General features: G+C 69.1%; 21 protein-coding genes. 9 read left to right on the forward strand and 12 right to left on the reverse strand.

What is annotated here, in order from left to right; all coding sequences use genetic code 11:
• The first annotated feature begins 2 nt into the window (after nt 1-2).
• From rpmG to RJ05_RS21790, 4 genes are all read left to right on the forward strand, one after another.
• Nucleotides 3-173 (forward strand): 50S ribosomal protein L33, encoded by a 171-nt coding sequence (rpmG, locus tag RJ05_RS21775; protein ID WP_036540055.1) that lies wholly within the window; start codon nt 3-5, stop codon nt 171-173.
• The gene (rpsN, locus tag RJ05_RS21780) at nt 173-478 is read left to right on the forward strand and encodes a 30S ribosomal protein S14 (protein WP_036540057.1); all 306 of its coding nucleotides are present in this window, start codon (nt 173-175) and stop codon (nt 476-478) included. The genes rpmG and rpsN overlap by 1 nt, the downstream gene beginning before the upstream one ends.
• 33 nt (nt 479-511) lie before the next feature.
• Nucleotides 512-766, forward strand: a complete 255-nt coding sequence (gene rpsR / locus RJ05_RS21785) for a 30S ribosomal protein S18 (protein ID WP_036540059.1) — start codon at nt 512-514, stop codon at nt 764-766.
• A 154-nt stretch (nt 767-920) separates the two neighbouring features.
• Nucleotides 921-1376, forward strand: a complete 456-nt coding sequence (locus tag RJ05_RS21790; RefSeq protein ID WP_036540060.1) for a hypothetical protein — start codon at nt 921-923, stop codon at nt 1374-1376.
• Nucleotides 1377-1549: 173 nt separating this feature from the next.
• On the opposite strand, the gene purH is transcribed toward RJ05_RS21790, so the two are convergent.
• The 7 genes from purH to RJ05_RS31060 form a co-directional block, all read right to left on the reverse strand.
• The gene (purH, locus tag RJ05_RS21795; RefSeq protein ID WP_036540070.1) at nt 1550-3112 is read right to left on the reverse strand and encodes a bifunctional phosphoribosylaminoimidazolecarboxamide formyltransferase/IMP cyclohydrolase; all 1563 of its coding nucleotides are present in this window, start codon (nt 3110-3112) and stop codon (nt 1550-1552) included.
• Nucleotides 3109-3804, reverse strand: a complete 696-nt coding sequence (gene purN / locus RJ05_RS21800; RefSeq protein ID WP_373365077.1) for a phosphoribosylglycinamide formyltransferase — start codon at nt 3802-3804, stop codon at nt 3109-3111. The genes purH and purN overlap by 4 nt, the downstream gene beginning before the upstream one ends.
• 11 nt (nt 3805-3815) lie before the next feature.
• The gene (locus tag RJ05_RS21805) at nt 3816-5294 is read right to left on the reverse strand and encodes a cell division protein PerM (RefSeq protein WP_036540072.1); all 1479 of its coding nucleotides are present in this window, start codon (nt 5292-5294) and stop codon (nt 3816-3818) included.
• A gap of 90 nt (nt 5295-5384) precedes the next feature.
• Nucleotides 5385-6386: a DUF5336 domain-containing protein gene (locus tag RJ05_RS21810; RefSeq protein WP_036540073.1), complete on the reverse strand. Its 1002-nt coding sequence runs from the start codon at nt 6384-6386 to the stop codon at nt 5385-5387.
• Nucleotides 6387-6655: 269 nt separating this feature from the next.
• Nucleotides 6656-7570, reverse strand: a complete 915-nt coding sequence (gene sucD, locus RJ05_RS21815) for a succinate--CoA ligase subunit alpha (RefSeq protein ID WP_036540074.1) — start codon at nt 7568-7570, stop codon at nt 6656-6658.
• Between the two features lie 24 nt (nt 7571-7594).
• On the reverse strand, nt 7595-8761 hold the full coding sequence (gene sucC, locus RJ05_RS21820) for an ADP-forming succinate--CoA ligase subunit beta (protein WP_036540076.1): 1167 nt from the start codon (nt 8759-8761) through the stop codon (nt 7595-7597).
• A 393-nt stretch (nt 8762-9154) separates the two neighbouring features.
• Nucleotides 9155-9334 carry a hypothetical protein gene (locus tag RJ05_RS31060; RefSeq protein ID WP_130917845.1) on the reverse strand — a complete coding sequence of 60 codons (180 nt, stop codon included), beginning with the start codon at nt 9332-9334 and terminating at the stop codon, nt 9155-9157.
• On the opposite strand from RJ05_RS31060, the gene RJ05_RS21825 reads away from it, so the two are divergent.
• Both RJ05_RS21825 and RJ05_RS21830 read left to right on the forward strand, forming a co-directional pair.
• The gene (locus tag RJ05_RS21825) at nt 9326-10483 is read left to right on the forward strand and encodes a M23 family metallopeptidase (protein WP_036540078.1); all 1158 of its coding nucleotides are present in this window, start codon (nt 9326-9328) and stop codon (nt 10481-10483) included. The genes RJ05_RS31060 and RJ05_RS21825 overlap by 9 nt on opposite strands.
• Nucleotides 10484-10622: 139 nt before the next feature.
• A complete protein-coding gene (locus RJ05_RS21830) occupies nt 10623-11867 on the forward strand; it encodes a DUF1731 domain-containing protein (RefSeq protein WP_036540079.1) in 1245 nt (414 codons plus the stop codon).
• A 171-nt stretch (nt 11868-12038) separates the two neighbouring features.
• Here RJ05_RS21830 and RJ05_RS21835 read toward each other — a convergent pair whose 3' ends face one another.
• Nucleotides 12039-14753: a UvrD-helicase domain-containing protein gene (locus RJ05_RS21835; RefSeq protein WP_036540080.1), complete on the reverse strand. Its 2715-nt coding sequence runs from the start codon at nt 14751-14753 to the stop codon at nt 12039-12041.
• 397 nt (nt 14754-15150) lie between these two features.
• On the opposite strand from RJ05_RS21835, the gene RJ05_RS21840 reads away from it, so the two are divergent.
• Complete coding sequence (locus RJ05_RS21840; protein ID WP_081505625.1) at nt 15151-15444, forward strand: chorismate mutase; 294 nt, start codon at nt 15151-15153, stop codon at nt 15442-15444.
• A gap of 144 nt (nt 15445-15588) precedes the next feature.
• Here RJ05_RS21840 and RJ05_RS21845 read toward each other — a convergent pair whose 3' ends face one another.
• Nucleotides 15589-17043 carry an NAD-dependent succinate-semialdehyde dehydrogenase gene (locus RJ05_RS21845; RefSeq protein ID WP_036540081.1) on the reverse strand — a complete coding sequence of 485 codons (1455 nt, stop codon included), beginning with the start codon at nt 17041-17043 and terminating at the stop codon, nt 15589-15591.
• Between the two features lie 81 nt (nt 17044-17124).
• Between RJ05_RS21845 and pgi the strand changes: the two genes are divergently transcribed.
• The gene (pgi, locus tag RJ05_RS21850; RefSeq protein ID WP_036540084.1) at nt 17125-18777 is read left to right on the forward strand and encodes a glucose-6-phosphate isomerase; all 1653 of its coding nucleotides are present in this window, start codon (nt 17125-17127) and stop codon (nt 18775-18777) included.
• A gap of 145 nt (nt 18778-18922) precedes the next feature.
• Here the strand turns inward: pgi and RJ05_RS21855 are convergent, their stop codons facing one another.
• The 3 genes from RJ05_RS21855 to RJ05_RS21870 form a co-directional block, all read right to left on the reverse strand.
• A complete protein-coding gene (locus RJ05_RS21855) occupies nt 18923-20119 on the reverse strand; it encodes a Cmx/CmrA family chloramphenicol efflux MFS transporter (RefSeq protein WP_036540086.1) in 1197 nt (398 codons plus the stop codon).
• Between the two features lie 341 nt (nt 20120-20460).
• Nucleotides 20461-22080 carry a hypothetical protein gene (locus tag RJ05_RS32470; RefSeq protein WP_051016803.1) on the reverse strand — a complete coding sequence of 540 codons (1620 nt, stop codon included), beginning with the start codon at nt 22078-22080 and terminating at the stop codon, nt 20461-20463.
• Nucleotides 22081-22084: 4 nt separating this feature from the next.
• Nucleotides 22085-22846, reverse strand: coding sequence for a crotonase/enoyl-CoA hydratase family protein (locus RJ05_RS21870; protein ID WP_036540088.1), 762 nt, complete (start codon nt 22844-22846; stop codon nt 22085-22087).
• A gap of 64 nt (nt 22847-22910) precedes the next feature.
• On the opposite strand from RJ05_RS21870, the gene RJ05_RS21875 reads away from it, so the two are divergent.
• The gene (locus RJ05_RS21875) at nt 22911-23693 is read left to right on the forward strand and encodes a TetR/AcrR family transcriptional regulator (RefSeq protein ID WP_036540090.1); all 783 of its coding nucleotides are present in this window, start codon (nt 22911-22913) and stop codon (nt 23691-23693) included.
• Nucleotides 23694-23742: the final 49 nt, after the last annotated feature.

Here is a 23742-nt window from a genome sequence, read left to right on the forward strand (position 1 = left end):
CGATGGCATCGAAATCGACCGAACTGCGCCCGGTGATCAAGCTGAAGTCCACCGCGGGCACCGGCTACACCTACGTCACCCGCAAGAACCGGCGCAACGACCCCGACCGCATGGTGCTGCGCAAATACGACCCCGTCGTGCGCAAGCACGTGGACTTCCGCGAGGAACGCTGATGGCGAAGAAATCCAAGATCGCCCGCAACGAACAGCGCAAGGAGATCGTCGCCCGCTATGCCGCGCGACGGGCCGAGCTCAAGGAACTGATCCGCAACCCCGCCACCCCCGACGCCGACCGGGCCGCCGCCCAGTCGGCCCTACAGCGCCTGCCCCGCGACGCCAGTCCGGTACGATTGCGCAATCGGGACGCCGCCGACGGACGACCGCGCGGACATCTCCGGAAGTTCGGGCTCTCTCGGGTACGTGTACGCGAGATGGCCCATCGGGGAGAGTTGCCCGGTGTGCACAAATCGAGCTGGTAGAAACCCTGATCTCGTGAGTAAGGAACCCGACTAATGGCAGTCAAGCGAGCACCGTCGAAGAAGGTCCGAGCCGAACAGGCCCGCAAGCCGAAGAAGAACCCGCTGATCGCCGCCGGTATCGAGACCGTCGACTACAAAGACGTCAACCTGCTGCGAACCTTCATCTCCGACCGCGGCAAGATCCGCAGCCGCCGCGTCACCGGCCTCACCCCGCAACAGCAGCGACAGGTGGCGGTGGCGGTCAAGAACGCCAGGGAGATGGCGCTGCTCCCGTTCACCAGCCGCTGACCCGCGCCGCCGCGTCCACCAGCTCGCGGCACCGCGATACTCACGGCACCGGCGTCCCGCAACGACCAAGGCCCCCGATGCGGCATCGGGGGCCTTGTCGTCTGCCGGGCGAACGCGCAGCAGCCGCGGCGGACGCCTGAGTTAAGGTGTGCCCATGTCGCTGCGCCGTGGCTGTGCCACCCTGCTCGCCGTTGCCGTCACCGTCCTGACCGTCGCTGCCTGCGGCGATTCCGATGACGATGCGGCACAAGAGGTTACAAGTCCGGTGAGTACCACCGCACCGAGCACCCCGACCGAGAACCCGGCGGCTGCCACGGGTGAACCGTTCACCGCCGACCCCACCATCGTCGGCCCGCATCCCATCCCGTTCACTTCGTGGACCGCGCTGCCCGGCAACCGGATCGCGATCAGCTTCGACACCGGGGCGCCGGAATGCTACGGCGTCGACGCCACTGTCACCGAGACCGATGAGGCCGTCTCCATCGAATTGCGTTCGGGCACACGGGCCGACGCGGTGGGCAAGATGTGCGTGATGATCGCCGTGTTCGGGACGCTGGAGCTGCAGTTGCAGGCGCCGGTGGGCGATCGGGAAGTACGCAGCGCGGCGTAGCGTTGGGCGATCCACGGTAGCGCGACGAGGTCGGCCGCTGGTCGCATGACCGGCGGGTCAGCTGCGCGGCGCGGCGCACGCGGTGTGATCATCCCACCTCGGCCGTGTCCCGGAAACGACCGACGCCGTGTCCGGGCAGGTGAACAGACACGGCGTCGCCTCTTAACGGGATCTCAGTGTGCGAAGTGGCGCGAACCCGTCAGGTAGACGGTGACACCCGCCGCGCGCGCGACGTCGATGGTCTCCTGATCCCGCACCGAACCGCCCGGATGCACGATGGCCCGCACGCCGGCCTGGATGAGCGCTTCCGGCCCATCCGGGAACGGGAAGAAGGCATCCGAAGCCGCTACCGAACCCTTGACCCGGTCGCCGGCCCGCTGCACGGCCAGCCCGACCGCGTCGACCCGGTTGACCTGGCCCATGCCGACACCGACGGAGGCGCCGTCGTGCGCGAGCAGAATGGCGTTCGACTTCACCGCACGGCAGGCCCGCCAGGCGAAGGCGAGATCGGCCAAGGTCTGGGCGTCGGCAGGCTCGCCGGCGACCAGGGTCCAGTTCGCGGGATCGTCGCCCTCGGCATCGAGAATGTCGCGCTGCTGCAACAGCGCGCCGCCGCTGATCGGCCGCAGCTCGACACCGGCCCGGCGCGGCGGCTCGGCGACCAGGATGCGCACATTCTTCTTGCGCTGCAACACCTCTACCGCGCCGTCGGCGTAGGACGGGGCGACGATCACCTCGGTGAAGATCTCGGCGACCTGCTGGGCCATCTCCACGGTGACCTCACGGTTGGCCGCGATCACGCCGCCGTAGGCGCTCACCGGATCACAGGCATGCGCCTTGCGGTGCGCCTCGGCGATGTCGGCGCCGAGCGCGATGCCACAGGGGTTGGCGTGCTTGATGATCGCCACCGCGGGATCGGTGTGGTCGTAGGCCGCGCGCCAGGCAGCGTCGGCGTCGACATAGTTGTTGTACGACATCTCCTTGCCGTGCAACTGACGTGCCTGCGCCAGGCCGGGTGCGCCGTCGTTGGCGGTGTAGAGCGCGGCCTCCTGATGCGGGTTCTCGCCGTAGCGCAGCACCGCGGCACGATCCCAGCTGCCGCCGATCCAGTCCGGGAAGCGTTCGGTGCCGGGGGCGAGCACGCTGGTCATCCAGCTGGCCACCGCGACGTCGTAGTTCGCGGTGTGCTGGAAGGCCTTGGCCGCCAACGCCGTCCGCTCGGCGAGGGTGAAACCGCCCGCGCGCACCGCGCTGAGCACCTGCTCGTAGTCGCCACTGTCGACGACCACACCCACCGACGGGTGGTTTTTGGCCGCTGCGCGCACCATCGACGGACCGCCGATGTCGATCTGCTCGACGCATTCGTCGGGCGCCGCGCCACTGGCCACGGTCTCGGTGAACGGGTAGAGGTTCACCACCACCAGCTGGAAGGCCTCGACGCCCAGCTCGACCAGCTGATCGACGTGCTCGCTCTTCCGGGTGTCGGCGAGGATGCCCGCGTGCACCCGCGGATGCAGCGTCTTGACCCGGCCGTCGAGGGTTTCCGGGAATCCGGTGAGGTCTTCGACCTTCGTCACCGGAATTCCGGCGTCGGCGATGCGGGCCGCGGTCGACCCGGTCGAGACCAGCTCGACGCCGGCCTCGTGCAGGCCGGTCGCGAGCTCCACGAGCCCGGTCTTGTCGTAGACGCTCACCAGCGCCCGGCTGATCGGCTTGCGGTCGCTGGATTCACTCACCGGGAAACTCGCTCATCTGGGATTACTGCCTTTCGTCCGTCGGAGACAATGCCTCGGGTGGCGACGGCGGCGACAACCTCCGCCAGCAACCGTCGCTCGACAACCTTGATGCGCTCGTGCAGGGTGGCCTCGTCGTCATCGGGCAGCACCTCGACCGCCTCCTGCGCCAGGATCGGGCCGGTGTCGATGCCCTCGTCCACCAGGTGCACCGTCGACCCGGTGACCCGCACGCCATAGGCGAGCGCGTCGCGGACGCCGTGCGCGCCGGGGAAGGCAGGCAGCAGCGCCGGATGGGTGTTGATGATGCGTCCGCCGAACCGCTTCAGGAACATCGGGCCGAGGATCTTCATGAAACCGGCGGAGACCACCAGATCCGGTTCATAGGCCGCGACCGCGTCGGTCAGGGCGGTATCCCAGGCGCTGCGGTCGGGGAAGTCGGCCAGCGCGACGCGGAAATGCGGGATGCCCGCGGCGGCGGCGTGCTCGGTCGCGGCGCAGGTCCGGTCGACCCCGACGGCGGCGATCCGCGCGGGGTAGCCCGGCGCCGCGGTGGCCTCGATGAGCGCGCGCAGCAGCGATCCGGTGCCCGAGGCGAGGACGACGACGGTGGCCGGGGCCTTTTCGGATGGGGCCGGGGAGGTCAGCGCTCTACTCCTGGAAGTCGGGTCGGGCGGTGGCCGGATCGTTGCCACCGCCGTAGAGCCTAACGATCCTCGGTTCGGCCACTTTCCGGCAGGTCCGCCTCGACCACCTCGGCGTCGACGATCTCGGCTGGTGGCTCGGCCGGGCGTTCGGTGCGGTGGTCGAGTGCGGGCTGCTCCTCGACGACTTCGGCGTCGAGTTCCACCGTCAGTTCGGGGCCGTCGTCGTAGTCGTCGAATTCGTAGTCGTCGTAGTCGTCGTCGGGGTCGTCGTAGTCGTCTTCGTCGTACTCGTCGTCCGGGTAGTCCTCGTCGTCGTAGCCGAACCCAGGGATCGGCGTGCCGACCGGAGTGATGAACAGCCGCGCGAAGACCAACCCCGCATAACCGGTGACCGCCAGGAAGACGAAGGTGACGACGGCGAAGATCGGCAGATCGGGGCCGATCCGGCCGAAGGTGCCCAATTCCCCGCCGGCCACGGCGCCGAGCAGCACCAGCACCACCGTCGCCGACGCCGCACCCGCGAGGGTGGACCACGGGGCGACGATCCGGTCGGGTGACATGCGGGCGGTATCGAGACCACCGATCACACCGGCGACGACGGGGATCAGCAACAGCACCGGCCACCAGCCCGCCGCGGGACCGGTCGGCAGGGCGGCGAGCACCGGCATCGTCGGCACCGGACCACCGACCACGGAGAAAACGCCCACCGAGGCCTCACCGAATTCGACGCCCGCCCCCATCAGTACGGCCACCGCGCCGATCACCACATTGGGCAGATACAGCAGCGAGAGCACCGTCAGCCCGATGACGCCGCCCGCGTTGCCCGCGCCGGAATAGCTGTCCCCGATCCGGGACCAGTGCGCGAGCAGCGAAACGACGGTGACCACGGCGGCGGCGCCGAGGATCCGCAGCACGGTATGGGCAGCGACGTAACCGGCGGCCACCACCCAGTACGGCAGCCGGTCGGCGCCGGCGGGCCAGAGCCCGGCGGCGATACCGCAACCGGCGGCCACCAGGTGCAGCCCGCCCACCCAGGCGAAGGCGATCAGCGGATTCGGTGGCTGCATGGGCAGCACACCGGAGGCGTCCTCGGTGACGGCCAGACAGACGGCGGTGACCAGCAGCGGCCCGCCCGCGGCCGCGGCGACCAGCCAGGCCAGGTCGGCGCGAGAAGGATCGGGTTCGACGGCGTGCGCGCATTCGCGTGCGCACGCCCACATCATCAGTGCGGTCGGCAGCAGCGGCAGCACGCCGAGCGTGGTGGCACCGATGACGACAGGCACCTGGTGCACGGCGAGCCAACTGCCCGCGATGGCACCGGAAATACCGGAAAGGCCGCTGCCGGAGGCCAACAGGGTGGCGAGCATGGCCACGACGATGGCCGCGAGCCCGAAGGCGGCCGGTCGGGCGGCGACGAGTGACAACACCCGCGCGCGTTCGGGGGTGAGAGACAGAAAGCCGGGCTCATCGACCGGCGGCTCCGGCTCGGATCGGACCGGCGCGGTCCGTCGGACAAGCGAATTCCGCGGGGAGCTCATGAAGATTCAGGTTGGCAGCTCTCCCGGCGCGAGCGGGTCAGGCGCGCCGGGCGCCGGGAGAGCACCGATGACAACCGTGTGGTCGCCGGATTACTTGTTGTCGTCCGAAGGACGGAACGCCCGAGTCGGATCGGCGGCCGGATCGGCATTCTGCTCGCCGCCGAACGGCTGGCCCTGCTGGCCCTGCTGCGGCTGCTGCTGACCGTACTGCTGCTGGCCGTACTGCGGCTGACCACCGAACTGCTGGGTGGCGCCTTCCGACGGCGACTGCTGCTGGCTACCGGCGTACGGCGACTGCTGCTGGCCCGCACCGTAACCCGGCTGCTGACCGTAGGACGGCTGCTGCTGACCGTAGGGCTGCTGACCGTAGGTCGGCTGCTGGCCCGGCTGGCTGTAGGACGGCTGCGACGGGTACTGACCGCCACCGAAACCGGCCTGGCCCGGCTGGCTCTGGCCGAACTGCTGCTGGCCGTAACCACCCTGCTGCTGGCCGTACTGCTGCTGACCGTAACCTGGCTGCTGCTGGCCGTAGCCGGCCTGCGCCTGCTGCGCGGCCGGACGCGGTTCGGGCAGCTTGATGATGCCGGCCTCGAACAGCAGGACCGCGACCGCGAGGGCCGCCTGGACGAACACGAAGAACAGCAGGACCCAAGCGCCCCACTGGAGTTCGATACCCTCGATCTGGTTGAACGACTGGAAAAGCAGACCGAAGAAGGCGGCCACCGACACAGCGGCGGCGGCCCCGGTCCAGTTCTGCTTCGGCAACAGCGACAGTCCGGCCAGCAGCGCGGCGATCAGGACGATGGTCAGCAGCGGCGTGATACCGAGCATCGAGTTGAAAGCGTTCTCGGTCTCGTCCGAACCGTCGCCGAACAGCGATCCGCCCTCTTTGGCGCCCTGGAACGGCAGGAAGCCGAGCAGGAAGCTGATCACACCCAGCGCAGCCACGCCGATCGTCAGGAAGAACGGCAGCCCCTTGGCGGCGGCACCGGATTCGGTACCTGCGCCGGCCGGCGACTGGCCGGGGTTGGGGGAAGCGGAGGGCGTCGGCGCGGGCGCGTTGTACCCGGAGCCCCCGGTCGGGTATGACATGTCGTCGTCTCCTAGGTCGAGTCATACATGTGTGTTCACGACTGATTCCCTCCTGACGCTACTGCACTGTGGCGCGGAGGTCATCACCGAGCGATTCCCCTGTGGAGAGAATCGCCGCCTGTGGATAACGACGAAGGCCGCCGCCGGCGAACCGGAAGCGGCCTTCGAAGATCCATCAGATGGAATCGAGAATCAAGCGGTGTCGAACTCGCCTGATTCGGGGGCCCTACATGGTGACGCTGCGCTACCGCCTCCGGGCCCTGACCGAATCAGGCGGTGACGCTTGCCTTCTCCAGGATCTCGCGCGCCAGCGCCGCGGTCTCGGACGGCGTCTTGCCGACCTTCACGCCGGCGGCCTCGAGCGCGTCCTTCTTCGCCTGGGCGGTGCCCGACGAACCGGAGACGATGGCGCCCGCGTGACCCATGGTCTTGCCCTCGGGGGCGGTGAAGCCCGCGACGTAGCCGACGACCGGCTTGGTGACGTTGGCCTTGATGTAGGCCGCGGCCCGCTCCTCGGCGTCGCCGCCGATCTCACCGATCATCACGATCAGCTCGGTCTCCGGGTCCTTCTCGAACGCCTCGATGGCGTCGATGTGGGTGGTGCCGATGACCGGGTCGCCGCCGATGCCGATGGAGGTCGAGAAGCCGAAATCGCGCAGCTCGTACATCATCTGGTAGGTCAGCGTGCCGGACTTGGACACCAGGCCGATCGGGCCCTTGCCGGTGATGTTGGCCGGGGTGATGCCGACCAGCGCCTCGCCGGGGGTGATGATGCCGGGGCAGTTCGGGCCGATGATCCGGGTCTTGTTGCCCTTCTCCACGTTGTAGGCCCACGCGTAGGCGGTGTCCTGCACCGGGATGCCCTCGGTGATGACCACCAGCAGCGGGATCTCCGCGTCGATGGCCTCGATGATGGCGTCCTTGGCGAACTTCGGCGGCACGAAGGCGATCGAGACGTCGGCGCCGGTCTCCTTCATGGCCTCGGCCACGCCACCGAAGACCGGCAGCTCGACGGCGTTGCCGTCCTTGTCGGTGTGCGAGACGGTGGTACCCGCCTTGCGCGCGTTGACGCCACCGACGATCTGGGTGCCCGCCTTCAGCATCAGGGCGGTGTGCTTGGTGCCCTCGCCGCCGGTGATGCCCTGGACGATGACCTTGGAGTCCTTGTTGAGGAAGATAGACATGTTGTTGTCCTTACTCGGCCGTCGTTATTTGGCGGCAGCCAGTTCGGCGGCCTTGTCGGCGCCTTCGTCCATTGTCTGCGCCAGCGTCACCAGCGGGTGCGCGGCGTCGGCGAGGATCTTGCGACCCTCCTCCACGCGATTGCCGTCCAGCCGCACGACCAGCGGCTTGTTCGCCTCCGAGCCGAGGATCTCCAGCGCCTTCACGATGCCGTTGGCCACCGCGTCACAGGCGGTGATGCCGCCGAAGACGTTCACGAACACGCTCTTGACCTGCGCGTCGTTCAGGATGACGTCCAGCCCGGCCGCCATCACCTCGGCCGAGGCGCCGCCGCCGATGTCGAGGAAGTTGGCCGGCTTGACCCCGTCGTGCTTCTCGCCCGCGTAGGCGACCACGTCGAGGGTGGACATGACCAGACCGGCGCCGTTGCCGATGATGCCGACCTCACCGTCGAGCTTGACGTAGTTGAGGTCGTTTTCCTTGGCCTTGAGCTCGAGCGGATCGGTCGCGTCGATGTCGGCGAACTCCGCGTGGCCCGGCTGCCGGAACGAGGCGTTCTCGTCCAGCGTGACCTTGCCGTCGAGGGCGAGGATCTCGTCCTGCGGGGTGCGCACCAGCGGGTTGACCTCGACCAGGGTGGCGTCCTCGGCGACGAAGACCTCCCACAGCTTCTGGATGGTCACGGCCGCGGCGTCGAGCACCTCGGCGGGCAGGTGGCCCTGTTCGGCGATGGAGCGCGCGAACTCCAGGTCGACACCCTTGACGGCGTCGACGGGAACCTTGGCGAGGCGCTCGGGGGTCTTCTCCGCGACCTCTTCGATCTCCATGCCGCCCTCGACCGAGCACATGGCCAGGTAGGTGCGGTTGGAGCGATCCAGCAGGAAGGAGATGTAGTACTCCTCCGCGATGTCCTTGGCTTCGGCGACAAGGATCTTCTTGGTGATGTGGCCCTTGATGTCGAGGCCGAGAATGTTCGACGCGTGCGTGAAGGCGTCTTCCGGGGTGGCTGCGTACTTCACGCCGCCTGCCTTGCCACGGCCGCCGACCTTCACCTGGGACTTGATCATCACCGGCTTGCCGATTTCCTGCGCGATGGCGCGGGCATCCTCGGCCGTGTCCGTCACGCGGCCCTCCGACGAAGGCACTCCGTGCTTAACGAAGAGCTCCTTCGCCTGATATTCGAAGAGATCCATGTATTCACCGTCTCGTCTGCGTTGCTATGACAACGTCTTTGTTGGCGGCCCGACGTCGGAAGCGGGTCGGGTCGGACTCTAACCAGTCACATGGAAGGCCAATCGGCCACGTACATCCTAAGTGGCGCAGGTCACGGCCGAACCCCCGGGACGGGCAAAACCGCTGGCCAACGCTACTCGCGAGTAGCTTGTTGACGGGTCACCGGGCGCCTGCTCGCGCGGCCTCGAACCCGCGGATCACAGACCCGTCACGACCAGGCAACCTCACTCCGGTGCCCAGAAACGCGTGAGTTGAATCGAGCTGATATCGTGATCCATCTCACAAGTGTGGCCGGAATGTGCACACCGCTTGCGCAGCGCGCAATCGTTTCGTTACCGTCGATGCGGTCGATATCACAACCCGGTCACGACTCCGTTGTTCCAGGTGATGAGGAGGACGGCAAGCTTGACGCACCACAGCACTCCGTCGGTGGAGAGCCGTTCCATGATCGACCCGTCGATGCCGCCCCCGTCCGGGCCGGGCATGCGCGCGAGATCCATCCGCATCGCGATGCGGGCTCGCCGATGAACCACCACACGACCCTCGACCCCAGTCGCAACCGGTCGGGTCACCGATACCGCCACGACGACGGCCCTGCGGCCGCACCCGCGCACAGCGGACATCACGGCTACGGCTTCCACGCCGCCCCCGGCGCGCACCACGCCCCGCATGCCGGTGAGACCCAGAACTCCTGGTCCGCCGACAGCGCCTGGAACGACAATGCCTCCTGGTCCGAGGGCGACGCCTGGTCCGAAGGCGACAACGGCTGGTCCCCTGAGTGGTCCGAACAGAGCTGGACCGAAGGTGAGACCTGGTCCGACGGCGGCGCCTGGAGCGGCGGCGGCGAGACCTGGCGCGAGGCCGACGAGCCCGCCGAGGAAACCGACGAGCCGGCCGCACCGAAGGTCATCCCGGCGCGCGAGGGCCGCTCGCGCAGCGGCGGCGCGCACCGACTACCCGCGCCGCCCTCGGCCCTCAAAGGCCGGGCCGCGGTCGCCGCGGTCGCCGCGGGTGCGTTCGTCGCCGCGGGCCAGTGCGCCTTCGCCACCCCTGAAGAAAAGACCATGGCGGCCGACTACGAGGCCGACCAGATCTACGAGATCGCCTCGCACTCACCGATGACCACGGACGACCCGGCCGCCGCAGCGGCCACCTCGTCCGACTCACCGCAGGTGCTCACCGTCGGCGCGCCGGTCGACCTCAGCCAGTTCACCGACATCCTGGAAAAGGGCCAGAAGTACGCCGAGGACCTGGCCGCCCAGGAAGCATCGAAGCTGCGGCCGCTGTTCGCCCGCTTCGCCGCAGGCAATTTCACCTCCGGATTCGGCGCCCGCTGGGGCGTGCAGCACCTCGGCATCGACGTAGCGGGCCCGATCGGCACGCCCATCTACGCCGTGGCCGACGGCACCGTCATCGAAGCCGGCCCCGCCGCCGGATTCGGTATGTGGGTGCGGCTGCTGCACGACGACGGCACCGTCACCATCTACGGCCACATCGACACCGCAACCGTGTCGCAGGGGCAGCGGGTGCTCGCGGGCGACCAGATCGCCACCATGGGCAACCGTGGGTTCTCCACCGGTCCGCACGTGCACTTCGAGGTCTGGCTCAACGGCACCGACAAGGTCGACCCGCTCCCCTGGCTGGCCACCCGTGGCATCAGCCTCGGCCAGATGCGCGACTGACCGCCGCGCCTCACACCGCGCTCCGACCGCGCGGCGAATCGTGATCGGCGCTGTAGCACAGGCCGATTCCGTCCCCGCATGCCACGCGGTGATCAAGCGCACGCTTCCGCAGCGCGGGCGCGCCACATAGCGTCAGGCCATGGCCCGTACAACGACGTACACCCAAGTCCTCGCGCTGCCCGCCGCCGACATCTGGCGGGTACTCGGCGACCCAGAGCGGTTGCCCGAATGGAATCCCGCGGTCAGCTCGGTCGTCATGCACGGTCCCGTCGCCGCCGGAGCCACCGGTGACATCGTCCCGCGCGGACGTCTGCTCGGGCCGGTGCATCAGCGCACCGCGAACCCGTTCGTCCTCTCCACGGTCACTCCCGAACGCGAACTGACCCTCGAGCAGGACACCCCGATGGGCCGGATGTATCTGACCTGGACCCTCACACCGGTGGCCGGCGGAACCGAACTGGCGCAACGGCTCACCTTCACAGGACCGTCCGCGGGTGCGATCCGCGCCATCATCGGCAACCTGGTGGAGACCGACGCGCGGGTCTGCTTCGCCCGGCTGGCGATCCTCTTCACGCAACGGGAATGGGACGGCAGGACCGTCGGTGACTGGGCCGACGCCCTGGTGAATCCCGGACCGACCGCCGTGGTCAATCTGGCGGGCAAACTGGTCGATTGCCGCCCGACGCCGGAGAACATCGACGAACTGCGGCGCAGCCGAGTCGAGCCGACCCGCGCGCTGGTCGCCGCAACGGCCGGGCTCGACAGGCCGATCGACTACTGGATTCAAGCCAGTACCACCGCCATCTGGTCCGACGCCGGCGAAACCCGGTGCACCGAAACGACCGCGCTGCCGACCGGTCCGGCCGCCCTGCCACAGATGACGGGCGTCGCCGCCGCCTGGGAAGAAGCCTTCGACGGCGCGAAAGCCACCCACAGCATGGTCCTGCGTACCTCGATCGTGCTGGATCCGCAGGCACCCGCGCTGAAACGCCTGTGCCAGCTGACCCGCGCCGGGCTCGGCGGCCGTATCGGCGACGGCAAGCAGTGGTTCAGCTGGATCCACATCGAGGACTGGCTCGCCATCGTCCGCGCCGCGCTCGGACTGGACCCGGAGGTGCGGCTGCCCGACGGAATTCTGGTGGCGGCCACCGATTTCCCGGTGCGCAACCGTGATCTCATGACGACGCTGCGCAGGCATCTGCACCGGCCCCCCGCTCCTCCGACACCGAAACCGCTGCTGGCCCTCGGCGCCATCGCGCTGCGCTCGGATCCGGCACTCGGGCTCACCGGGCGTCACGCCACCTCAGCGGTGCTGCGCGAGACGGGCTTCCGGTTCCGCTATCCGACGCTCGACGACGCACTGAGCGACCTGCTGCCGAGCTGACCGGCACCGCCGGGACCGGTTCGCGGTGGGCTCACGCGGAGCCATCGCAAGCCCGCGCCACCCGCAGCCGACGCGATGTGTTCACCGCAGCCCGACGCGAGCTTGCGCGCGAGTTCGGGCCCGCCGCCCGGCCGCAGGCGCGGTCGCCCGGCGCCATCAGCACGCCAGGCCTCAGAGCTTGACCAGAGTCCGGCTGAACTGCGGGATGAGCCGGATCTTGCCCGCGGTACCGAAATCGATGGTGACCGTGGCCAGCGGGCCGACCCCGTCGGCGGCGACGACCCGGCCGAGCCCGTATTTGTCGTCGCTGACCCTGTCGCCCACGGCCAGCACGAGGTCGACATTGTTGCGTTTCACGCCGGCGCTACGCGGCGCGGGGCGGCGATCGCGCACGCCAGGGCGCGGTTCCGACCAGCCTTCGGTCCAGTCGCGTTCGCCGTCGTCGTCGCCGCGACGACGCCCGCCGCGCATACCGGAGTTCTTGGGCTCCAGCCGTTTCCAATCGATCAGATGGCCGGGGATCTCCTGGAGGAACCGTGATTCCGGATTGGACACCGGCTGTCCCCAGCCCGACCGCACCACCGCGCGGCTCAGGTACAGCCTGCGCCTGGCCCTGGTGATGCCGACGTAGGCGAGGCGGCGTTCCTCGGCCAGCTCGGCCGGATCGCCGAGCGCCCGCATATGCGGGAACTGGCCGTCCTCCCAGCCGGTGACGAAGACGACCGGGAATTCCAGGCCCTTGGCGGTATGCAGGGTCATCATGGTGACCACGCCCGCGCCCTCGTCCGGGATCTGGTCGGTATCGGCGACCAGCGACACCCGCTCCAGAAAGGCCGCGAGCGAACCTGGTTCGGGTTCGCCGTCGGCGGCCTCGGGCAGCAGCCCCTCCGCGCGGGCGGCCTCGGCATTGTTGTGCGCCTCCGAGCTGAATTCTCTTGCGACGCTGACCAATTCGTTCAGGTTGTCCAGCCGGGCGCCGTCCTGCGGGTCATCGGAGGCTTCCAGTTCGGCGCGGTAGCCGGTGCGATCGAGCACCGCCTCGACCACATTGCCGACATCGGGGAAGTCGGCGTCAGGGCGCTGCCCGGCGGCCCTGATCTCCTCGAGCAGTTCCAGGAAGCCGGCGATGGCGCGCTGGGCGCGGGTGTTCAGCAGCGCGACCTTGCCCTCGGCGGCATCGCGCAGGGCCGCGGCGAAACCGATGTCGCGCTGCTCGGCATGCACCGCGACACAGGCTTCGGCGCGATCGCCGATCCCGCGACGCGGGGTGTTGAGGATGCGACGCAGGCTCACCGCGTCGTCGGGGTTCTCCAGCACCCGCAGGTAGGCGACGACATCGCGGACCTCCTTGCGCTCGTAGAACCGCACGCCGCCGACCACTTTGTAGGGCAGGCCCATGCGGATGAAGATCTCTTCCAGCGCACGCGAGTTGTTGTTGGTGCGGTAGAACACCGCCACATCGCCGTAGGTGGCCTCGCCGGCATCGACCAGCCGGTCGATCTCGCGGGCCACGAACGAGGCTTCGTCGTGTTCGTTGTCGGCGACGTAGCCGGTGATCAGATCACCCTCACCGGAGTCGGTCCACAGCCGCTTCTCCCGCCTGCCCTCGTTACGGGCGATGACCGCGTTGGCGGCGGACAGGATGTGCTGGGTGGAGCGATAATTCTGTTCCAGCAGGATGGTCTCGGCGTCGGGGAAGTCGCGCTCGAACTCCTCGATATTGCGGATGGTGGCGCCGCGGAAGGCATAGATGGACTGGTCGGCGTCACCGACGACGCACAGCTCACTCGGCGGCACTCGGTGCTGGTCGTCGTCGGTCCACTCTTCCTCGGAGCCGGCGGCAGCGGCCGCTCCTGCGGCGGCATCGGCGTCCCCGGCGGTGTCGACGGGTGGGCTCGCGTGATGGCCGACCAGCTCACGGACCAGGATGTACTGGGCGTGGTTGGTGTCCTGGTACTCGTCGACGAGCACGTGCCGGAAGCGCCTGCGGTAGTACTCGGCGACCTGAGGATGGTTTTGCAGCAGCGCGACCGTCTCGCCGATCAGATCGTCGAAGTCCAGTGCGTTGGCCGCGCGCAGCCTGCGCTGGTACTCGGTGTAGATCCGCGCGACCAGGCCGGGCAGTTCGGCGTCCTCGGATTCGGCGTCGGCGACGGCCTTGGCCGGATCGATGAGCTCGTTCTTCAGGTTCGAGATGGCGGTGGCGAGCAGGCGCGCGGAGTACTTCTTGGTGTCGATATCCAGATCGCGGCTGATCATGGTGAGCAGACGACGGGAATCATCGGCGTCGTAGATGGAGAAGTTCGAGTTCAGCCCGGGCAGCAGCGCCGACTGCATGCGCAGGATCCGCACGCAGCTGGAGTGGAAGGTCGAGACCCACATGTTGTTCGCGCGGGGACCGACCAGCCCGATCACCCGCTCACGCATCTCCGCGGCGGCCTTGTTGGTGAAGGTGATGGCCAGGATCTGGCCGGGGGTGGCGCCCCTGGCTGCCAGCAGATAGGCGATCCGCCGGGTGAGCACGGCCGTTTTGCCGGAACCCGCGCCCGCGACGATCAACAGGGGCGCACCGGTGTGCACCACAGCGGCGCGCTGCTGCGGATTGAGGCCTTCGAGCAGCCGCTCGGTCTCTTCGGCGCGCCGGCGCTCCTCCTCGGCGCGGCGCTGCCCGGCTTCGCTGCGACGCTGCTGCTGCTCGGCCGTGAGGCGCTGTTGCTGGGCCCGTAGACCACCCTGCGCCGTCGCGGCGGCAGCGGCCGCCTGCTCCTGCGGCTGCGGTGCTCGCGCAGCCTGAGGAGCGTGCTGGGCCTGCGGTGCGGTGCCGGAACGCGGTTCGGGTTCGGGCCGGTGACCGCCATGCGTCTCGGGAGCCAAGGTGCTGTCCATCGTCTGTCCACGCTACCGGCGCACACCGACAGAGTTGAACTCCTGTGCCGACCCGGCGACCCTGGGGTGAGCGCAGAGTCGACGACCGGTGAACAGTCCCAGGTCGCCGCGGCCGGAAAGCTGTGAACGCGTTCTCAGCAGATTCACAAACGTAACCGTTTTGCATACCTTTCGACCCGTGGCAGACTGGCCACATGGTCAGGGCTCCAGCGAGACGTCCGCAACGGATGTCCCTCGTATACGGGTATCGCGGACTTTGCACCTGAGCGCCCCTACTGGGGAGACAATGCTGGGGGGACAATGCAAGGCCCACCAGGTCTGTTTCACGGTGAAAGAACCGATCGGTAACGAGCTGCGCGTGTCGACCGATCCACGTTCTGACACGAGGAGATGAATGATGAGCACCCCTGCCACGACGACCGGGTCCGAATCGGCTCTGCCTCATACCGAGGCCGAGATCGAGAAACTCCGCAAGGAGATCGACCGGCTCGATGCCGAGATCCTCGCCGCGATCAAACGCAGGACCGAGATCTCGCGGATCATCGGCCGAACCCGAATGGCGTCCGGCGGGCCGCGCCTTGTGCACAGCCGTGAGATGAAGGTGCTGGAACGCTTCAGCGAGCTGGGCCAGGAAGGCCACACCCTCGCGATGCTGTTGCTGCGGCTCGGCCGCGGTCGGCTCGGCCACTGAGCCCTCGCCCCCGACACCGGCGCACACGCGCCGGGTAGGCGGGCGTCCCACTGCTTCGCGACGGTTGCGAAATCGTCGCTTCCCCTATGGCCGCCCCGGGTGTTCACACCCCGGGGCGGTCGTCTCGTCTCTGCGGCCGTCGCGCTAGGTGAGCGCGATGTACTTGGTGGACAGGTACTCTTCGATGCCCTCGGTGCCGCCTTCGCGACCGAAACCGGACGCTTTCACTCCGCCGAACGGCGCCGCGGGATCGGAGATCACCCCTCGATTGATCCCGACCATGCCGCTCTCCAGGCCCTCGGCCACCCGCAACGCCCGGTCCAGATCCCGCGTATACACATAGCTGACCAGGCCGAACTCGGTGTCGTTGGCCGCGGCCAGGCCCTGTTCCTCGGTATCGAAGGTGACGATCGGCGCGACCGGGCCGAACACCTCTTCGCGCAGGATCCTGGCCTCGGCAGGGATATCGGTCAGGATGGTGGCCGGGTAGAACCAGCCCGGCCCGTCCGGCTCCTTGCCGCCGAGCCGCACGGTCGCGCCGGTCTGCACCGCATCGTCGACGAGGTCGCGCACGGTATCCCGCTGGTCCTCGTTGATCAGCGGCCCGAGGGTGGTGTCCGGATCGGTGCCGCGCCCGAGCACGACCGACTCGGTCATCGCCTCGATCAACTTGGTGGTGAACTCCTCCGCAACGCCGCGCTGGACGTGGAATCGATTGGCCGCGGTGCACGCCTCGCCGCCATTGCGCAGCTTCGCCAGCATCGCGCCCTGTACGGCGGCATCGACGTCGGCGTCGTCGAACACCACGAACGGTGCGTTGCCGCCGAGTTCCATGGAGGTGCGCAGCAGGCCGTGTGCCGACTGCTCGACCAACTTGCGGCCGACCTCGGTGGAGCCGGTGAAGGTGAGCTTGCGCAGCCGCGGATCCTGCAGCAGCGGCCCGGTGACGGCACCGGAACGCTTGGTGGTGATCACCGAGAGCACGCCGTCGGGCAGGCCTGCCTCGCTGCACAGTTTGGCAAGCAGCAGCATCGTCAGCGGTGTTTCGGAAGCCGGTTTGACGATCATGGTGCAGCCGGCGGCGAGCGCGGGTCCGATCTTGCGGGTGCCCATGGCGAGCGGGAAATTCCACGGCGTGATCGCCAGGCACGGTCCGACGGGCTGCTTGTGCACCATGATCCGGCCGGTGCCCGACGGTGCGTGCAGGTAACGCCCGTGCACCCGCACCGCTTCCTCGCTGAACCAGCGGAAGAATTCCGCGCCGTAGCGCACCTCGTTGCGGCTTTCGGGCAGCGCCTTACCCATTTCCAGCGTCATCAGCAGCGCGAACTCCTCGGCCCGCGCGGTGAGCTGCTCGAAGACCGCCCGCAGTATCTCGCCGCGTTCACGGGCGGGGGTGGCGGCCCATTCGGCCTGCACCGCGACAGCGGCGTCCAGGGCGCGCATCGCGTCCTCGGGGGTGGCGTCGGCGACGTGGGTGAGCACTTGGCCGTCGGCCGGGTTGTAGACCGGGAAGGTCGCGCCGCCGGTGGCGTCGGTTCCTGTGCCGATCCACAGCTGGGTGGGTACGGAATCGAGTACTTCGCGTTCGGAGGCCATGAGCCAAGGTTAGGCCCGCGCCCTCGCGGTTCGGTGCCGTTCGCGTGCACGCGGACCGGGCGGCTACTACGCTCGGCGGACGTGAGCAGCGACATCACCGCATCGGCGGCCTGGCAGAAACTGCACGACCACCACAGCGCTGTTTCCGGCCGGACGCTACGTGAATTCTTCGCCGAGGATCCCGCCCGCGGACGCGAACTGACGGTGACCGCGGGCGATCTGCACATCGACTACAGCAAGCACCGCATCAGCAGGGAAACCCTGCAACTGCTGGTCGAATTGGCGCGCGAGGCGGGCGTGCAAGCGCGTCGCGACCGGATGTATCGCGGTGAGCACATCAATACCTCCGAGGACCGCGCCGTCGGCCACATCGCGCTGCGCTTGCCCGCGGGCCGGTCGCTGATCCTCGATGGCGCCGACGCCGGCGCCGAGGTGCACGAGGTGCTCACGCGGATGGGCGCGTTCGCCGATCAGGTGCGCTCCGGGCAGTGGCGCGGGGCCACCGGCGAGCGCATCGCGACCGTGGTGAACATCGGGATCGGCGGCTCGGATCTCGGTCCGGTGATGGTGCATCAGGCGCTGCGCCACTACGCCGTGGGTGAGACACCCGAGACGACCATCGGTGCCCGTTTCGTCTCCAACGTCGACCCGGCCGACCTGGTCTCGACGCTGGACGGCCTCGACCCGGCCACCACCCTGTTCGTCGTCGCCTCGAAGACGTTCTCCACGCTGGAGACGCTCACCAACGCCACCGCGGCCCGGCGCTGGCTGGTCGACGCGCTGGATGAGGACGCGGTGGCCAAGCATTTCGTCGCCGTGTCCACCAATGCCGAGCGGGTGGCCGAGTTCGGCATCGACACCGCCAACATGTTCGGCTTCTGGGACTGGGTCGGTGGGCGCTATTCGGTGGACTCGGCGATCGGACTGTCGGTGATGATCACCATCGGCAAACAGCGTTTCGCGGAGTTCCTCGGCGGCATGCACAGCATCGACCGGCATTTCGCCACCGCGCCGCTGGAACACAACGCACCGGTGCTGCTCGGCCTGCTCGGGGTCTGGTACGCGAACTTCTTCGGCGCGGAATCGCGTGCGGTGCTGCCGTATTCGAACGATCTCGCGCGCTTCCCCGCCTATCTGCAGCAGCTGACGATGGAATCCAACGGCAAGTCGGTGCGTGCCGACGGCACCCCCGTCACCACCTCGACCGGCGAGATCTTCTGGGGTGAACCGGGCACCAACGGCCAGCACGCCTTCTATCAGCTGCTGCACCAGGGCACCCGGCTCATCCCCGCCGATTTCATCGGATTCGTCCGTCCTACCGACGATCTGCCGACCCGCGACGGCACCGGCAGCATGCACGACATCCTGATGAGCAACCTGTTCGCCCAGACCAAGGTGCTGGCCTTCGGCAAGACCGCCGAGGAGGTGGCCGCCGACGGCACCGATCCGAAGCTGGTGCCGCACAAGGTGATGCCCGGCAACCGGCCGAGCACCACCATCCTCGCGCCGCAGCTCACGCCGTCGGTGCTCGGACAGTTGATCGCGCTGTACGAGCACCAGGTGTTCGTCGAGGGCACCATCTGGGGCATCGACAGCTTCGACCAGTGGGGCGTGGAACTCGGTAAGCAGCAGGCCCTCGCGTTGGCGCCGTTGCTGACCTCGCCCGAAGAGCCGAAGTCGCAGGGGGATTCGTCCACCGACGAGCTCATCCGCTGGTACCGCGACCACCGCTGACCGAGCCCGGCCGGGGCGCTCGCGCTGGACGCCACGAGCGCCGTTCCCTCCGAGGTTGCCGGTTCGATTTCGGGTTGCGGCCACTCGTTGGGCACAGGCCGGCGCTGCGGCCGAGGCGCCGTGCCCGACCGAGCGCCGCTCCGGCTCAGGCCGTCGGTGTGGTCTCCGGTTGCGCCGCCGCCGCACTCGCGGAAGATCGCGGGCGCGCCAGGGCGGCGACGACCGCCGCCACTGCCGCCAGCACCGCGCTCGTCCACAACGCCGACGCGACCGATCCGCTGAGACCGATGACGGCACCCGCGATGGCAGGCCCGCCCGCGGCCCCGATATTGAACGCGGTGGTCGCGAAGGCGCCGTTGAGCAGCGGCGCGGCCGGGGCTGCCGCGGTAACGATGCGCCCGATCAGGGTCGATCCGACCGCGAAGGACGCCGCGCCGGCGATCACCGTCATGACCAGCAGCGCGGGCAGCAGTCGAGCGGTCAGCGCGGTGGCGATCCAGACCAGCGGCAGTACTGCCACTCCCACCGCGATCATGACGTTCGAATACCGGTCCGCGAAACGGCCGGCCGCGCTCACTCCGGCGAACGAGCCGATGCCGAACAGCGCGAGCACCACCGGCACCCAGGCCTGGCCCGCGCCACCGACATCGGTGGCGACCACTGCGAGATAGGTGAAGCCCGCGAAGGTCGCCGCGTTCACCAGAGCGCCGAGCACCATGACGAGCCGTACCGCCTGCTGCCCGAGGGCCCGCAGCTCACCGCGCACACGCGGACGCTCCGCCGGCTCGGACCGCTGCTCCTGCCCGGGAATCAGCGACCAAGTCGCGGCGAGGACGGGCGCACAGACCAGCACGACCGCCCAGAAGGCCGACTGCCAGCCGAACAACCGGCCCAGCGCGGCGCCCGCCGGAACGCCGGCAATGCAGGCCAGGGTGACGCCGGACAGGATGAGTGAGGTGGCCCGGCCGACACGATCCACGCCTACCAGCGCAGGTAGGGCGGCCAGTGCGACGGCCAGGAACCCGGCGTTCGCCACCGCCGCCACCAGCCTCGTTCCGAGCAGCACAGCGAAATCGGTGGTCAGCGCGCCGACGATATGGGCGGTGAGAAACAGCGCGAGAAAGCCGGCCAGCGAGTGCCGGACCGGCCAGCGGCGGGCCGTCGCCGCCATCACCGGCGCGCCGACGATCATCCCGACGGCGAACAGCGAGGTCAGCAACCCGGCCGAACCGATGGGCACAGCGAGATCGGCGGCTATCGGCTCCAAGAGGCCGGACAGCATGAATTCCGAGGTGCCCTGGGCGAATACCGCGGCGGCCAGGACGAATACGACAAGGGGCACGAGAAGACTCCGTGAGTGTGATGACCGGAGCCGCCGGGGTTGCACGGCCGGCGGCGAGGACTACGTGGGAGGTAGCCGACCTGATCTCGGCAGCGCGCTGCGGGCACACACGAAACCGGTGACGACCGAATCGTCACCGCCTATCGGTACACCACGGCGCCATCTGGCAGATCGGCCAGATGGCTAGCGTCTGGAGGCCTCCGGGGACATCACGGCGGAGACGGTAGCAGAGGGCGCCGGTCCTGCGCGACGAGATTTCGGGGAGAACGGTACGCACTTGGTTCTCGAGCCCTTCGGACCGCCCGGCATCGGGCGGCGCCGGCTGCCCAGCTCGTCTGTGGCTACCAGTTGCGGATGGAAAGCCCGAGCGGACGCGCGACGTCTTCGGCAAGCAGTTGCAGCGCGGCCGAATTCGGAATGAGTTCTGGGGCGAGGCCCACCAACGCCAGTGTGTAAGTGTCGCCGGACCGCGACAGATAGCCGGACAACCGGGTCCGTGGCCGGCGGGCGAGAGTCAGGCCCGGGTGGATGGCGCGGGCGGCGATCGCGGTGCATTCGTGCGGGCCGAAGCTGTGCAGGCTCGGGGGCAGGGCGCCGATATTGGAGCAGAGGATGTCGCGTTCACCCGCGCCTCGGGACATGGCGTAGGCCAGGCGGTCCGGGACCAGCTGCAAGGTTTCCTCGGGCAGGCCGGCGGGACTGGTCATCCGGCGCTCGTAGGCGGCACGGGCTTCGGCGCGGATGACGCCCGGTGAGTCGGTCCGGGTGATCGTGATCGCGGTCATCGCGAGATCGTTGTCGACCCGTGGTTCGTCCCTGGTGTCGACCGGGAGCGCGGCTTCGATCGTCGCTGCGGGAAACCCACTGGCCCACAGCATGTTCGCGACGAACCAGACGAACAGGCTGTTGGCGGTGCCCGCGGAAGTGGCGGCGGCGCGATGCCAGTCGGCAGCGGCGAAGCAGAGCACGGCCCCGACGGTCGGCATCCGGGTGCTGCGCGGGTCGTCGACGGTCGCTCTCTGGTTGGCGCCCACGTCGAACGGTGCAGCCGACTGCTCCCCGATCCGGCCGTGATCCGGCGGCCGTGCCCACGCAGCTCGCGGATGTCCCGGGCCTGCGACAGCAGCTGGTCGAGGTGCGCCGGGCCCGCTGTGGCCGCGGGGCCGCGCGGGATCGGTCGTCGCATCGGCTTCCGGTGAATGCGGCGGCCCCGCAACGCGGGCTGCACCGGCGGAGTCGGCGCGCGCGTCTGTCCGCACGGCCGCGATCGCGGTGGTCACTCGCGCCCGTCGCCGCAGCCCGGAAGCGAGTGCAGCGGCGGTGCCGCCGAGCACGGTCACGAGTTGTCCCCATGCGTCGGACCAGTCGGACTGCGCTACGGCAGTCGGCGCGCAGGTCCGAATGTTCCCGCTCGCGCGCGGAGGGCTGTGGGCTGTCGAAAAGTCGGCGCCTGGTGACTCGTCTCCGGTCATCGCTCGGGCGCGTGAGGAAGCACCAGAACGCGCGGCAGCGGTCAAGGCCGCGTCGACGGCGATGATCAGGCCCCGGGCGTCGGCGAGGACATGGGAGCAGGTCAGCGCGATGACTGCGCCGCCGTCGTCCAGCGGGGCCGAGGACAATCGCCAGCCCGGCGCGTACTCCGGGTCCAGGTCGGCGCCGAGGGTGTCGGCCCAGTCGAGTACGCCGCTCGCGGCGATCTCATCGTGCCGGTCGAGCGGATGCGCGCGCACGGTCGACCGCCAGGACCGGCGCGCTCCCGGCACCCGTGCGCGCACGACGCGGCGGCCGAGCGGGCCACCCCGCAGGCGTGCGTGCAGGTCTTCCAGCAACGCCGCCTCGATTCGGTCGCCGGTGCGCCAGATTCCTTGCAGGGCGATGGGAGTACCCAGGCCACGGTGAGTGCGCAGGAAGATCTCATCGACGACGGTGAGCCTGCTCGGGTCGCTCCCGCGCGTGGTCATCGCGTCATCGGAACTCGCCGTGGCGGCCCGCGCCGGCGGCGAACCGGGCCGCGCCGTCGAGGGCGCCGTCCATGAGCGCACCCATACCGTGGCGGAATTCGTTGCGTAAGGCGGCGTCTTCGTCGAGCCCGTCCTGCTCCAGCAGCGACATCCGGTCCGATCGCAGACACGTCTGCGGCAGGGCGGCGAGCTGCCCCGCGATCTCCTCGGCCACCCTACGGGCATCGCCGGTGGGCACGACGCGGCTGACCAGGCCCATCTGCAAGGCCTCCGGCGCGCTGACCGGGCGGCCGGTGAGGACCATGTCCATGGCGCGACCGGTACCGACGATCCGTGGCAGCCGGACCGTGCCGCCATCGATCAGCGGCACGCCCCAGCGACGGCAGAACACGCCGAAGGTGCTGTCCTGCTCGGCGATCCGCATATCGCACCACAGCGCCAGCTCCAGCCCGCCCGCGACGGCGTAACCGGAGACCGCCGCGATCACCGGTTTGGACAAGCGCATCCGGGTGGGGCCCATCGGGCCGTCGCCGTCCTCGGTGACCTGGTTGGAGTTCTCCCCGCCCATGGCCTTGAGGTCCGCGCCCGCGCAGAAGGTGCCGCCCTCGCCCCACAGCACCGCTACGGCGGCATCCGGATCTGCGTCGAAGGCGCGGAACGCCTCCGCCAATGCCCGCGCGGTCGGTCCATCGACGGCATTGCGTGCCTGCGGCCGGTGCAGGATCACCGTGGTGACCGGGCCGGCGTGTTCGACTCTGACGCTCATTCGACCGACCATACGGCCTGATACCCCCTTGTGTGAAGAAGTGAATTCATGCTTCACTTCTTGCGTGGTGTACCGCAAAACCCCCGCCGTACAGGCCCGACTCGACGCGCAGGCCGCACTGATCGTGCAGGCCGCGACCAGGGTGCTGTCCCGCGATGGTTTCGCCGGCCTGTCGATGGCGGCCGTCGCCGCCGAGGCGGGCGTGGCCACCGGCACGGTGTACAAGCACTTCGAGGGCAAGGCCGATCTCGTCACGGGCGTGTTCCGCAAGGTGGTCACCCGTGAGGTCGAGGCCGTCGCGGCGGCCGGCTCCGGCGGCGATGCCGCGCAGCGGGTCAGCGCGGCCGTCGAGACGTTCGCGGTGCGCGCGCTCAAGAATCCGAAACTCGCCTACGTCCTGCTCGCCGAACCCGTCGACGCGGCGGTCGACGCCGAACGCCTGCGCTTCCGGCGCGCCTTCGCCGAGACCTTCGAATCCGCGGTGGCCGACGGCGTCGCTCGCGGCGAGCTGCCGCCACAGGACGCCCGCATCAGCTCCGCCGCCATGGTCGGCGCGATCGGCGAGGTGCTGGTGGGTCCGCTCGCGCACGCACCGCACACCGAATCGATCGTCCCCGAACTGGTGTCCTTCGCCCTGCGTGCCCTCGGTGTGCGCGGCGGTCCTCGCCCGGATACCAGCTGGCCGTCCACCACCATCTCCACCGCCGCGCCGGCCGCCGGGCAACCGGTCTTCGACTCGGCGCCCGGCCCACACCCATCCGTCCCCGATCCCGCCCGCACCGATGACATGGCGACCATGCCCATGCCATCGGTCACCCTCCCAGGAGCGCACGATGCAGACGCATGAAGTCTTCAACCAGGTCCCGCCGATCGTCCCGTTCGATGTCTCCCGCAAT

It is taken from the genome of Nocardia cyriacigeorgica NBRC 100375, assembly GCF_000308555.1.
GTDB lineage: Bacteria > Actinomycetota > Actinomycetes > Mycobacteriales > Mycobacteriaceae > Nocardia > Nocardia cyriacigeorgica.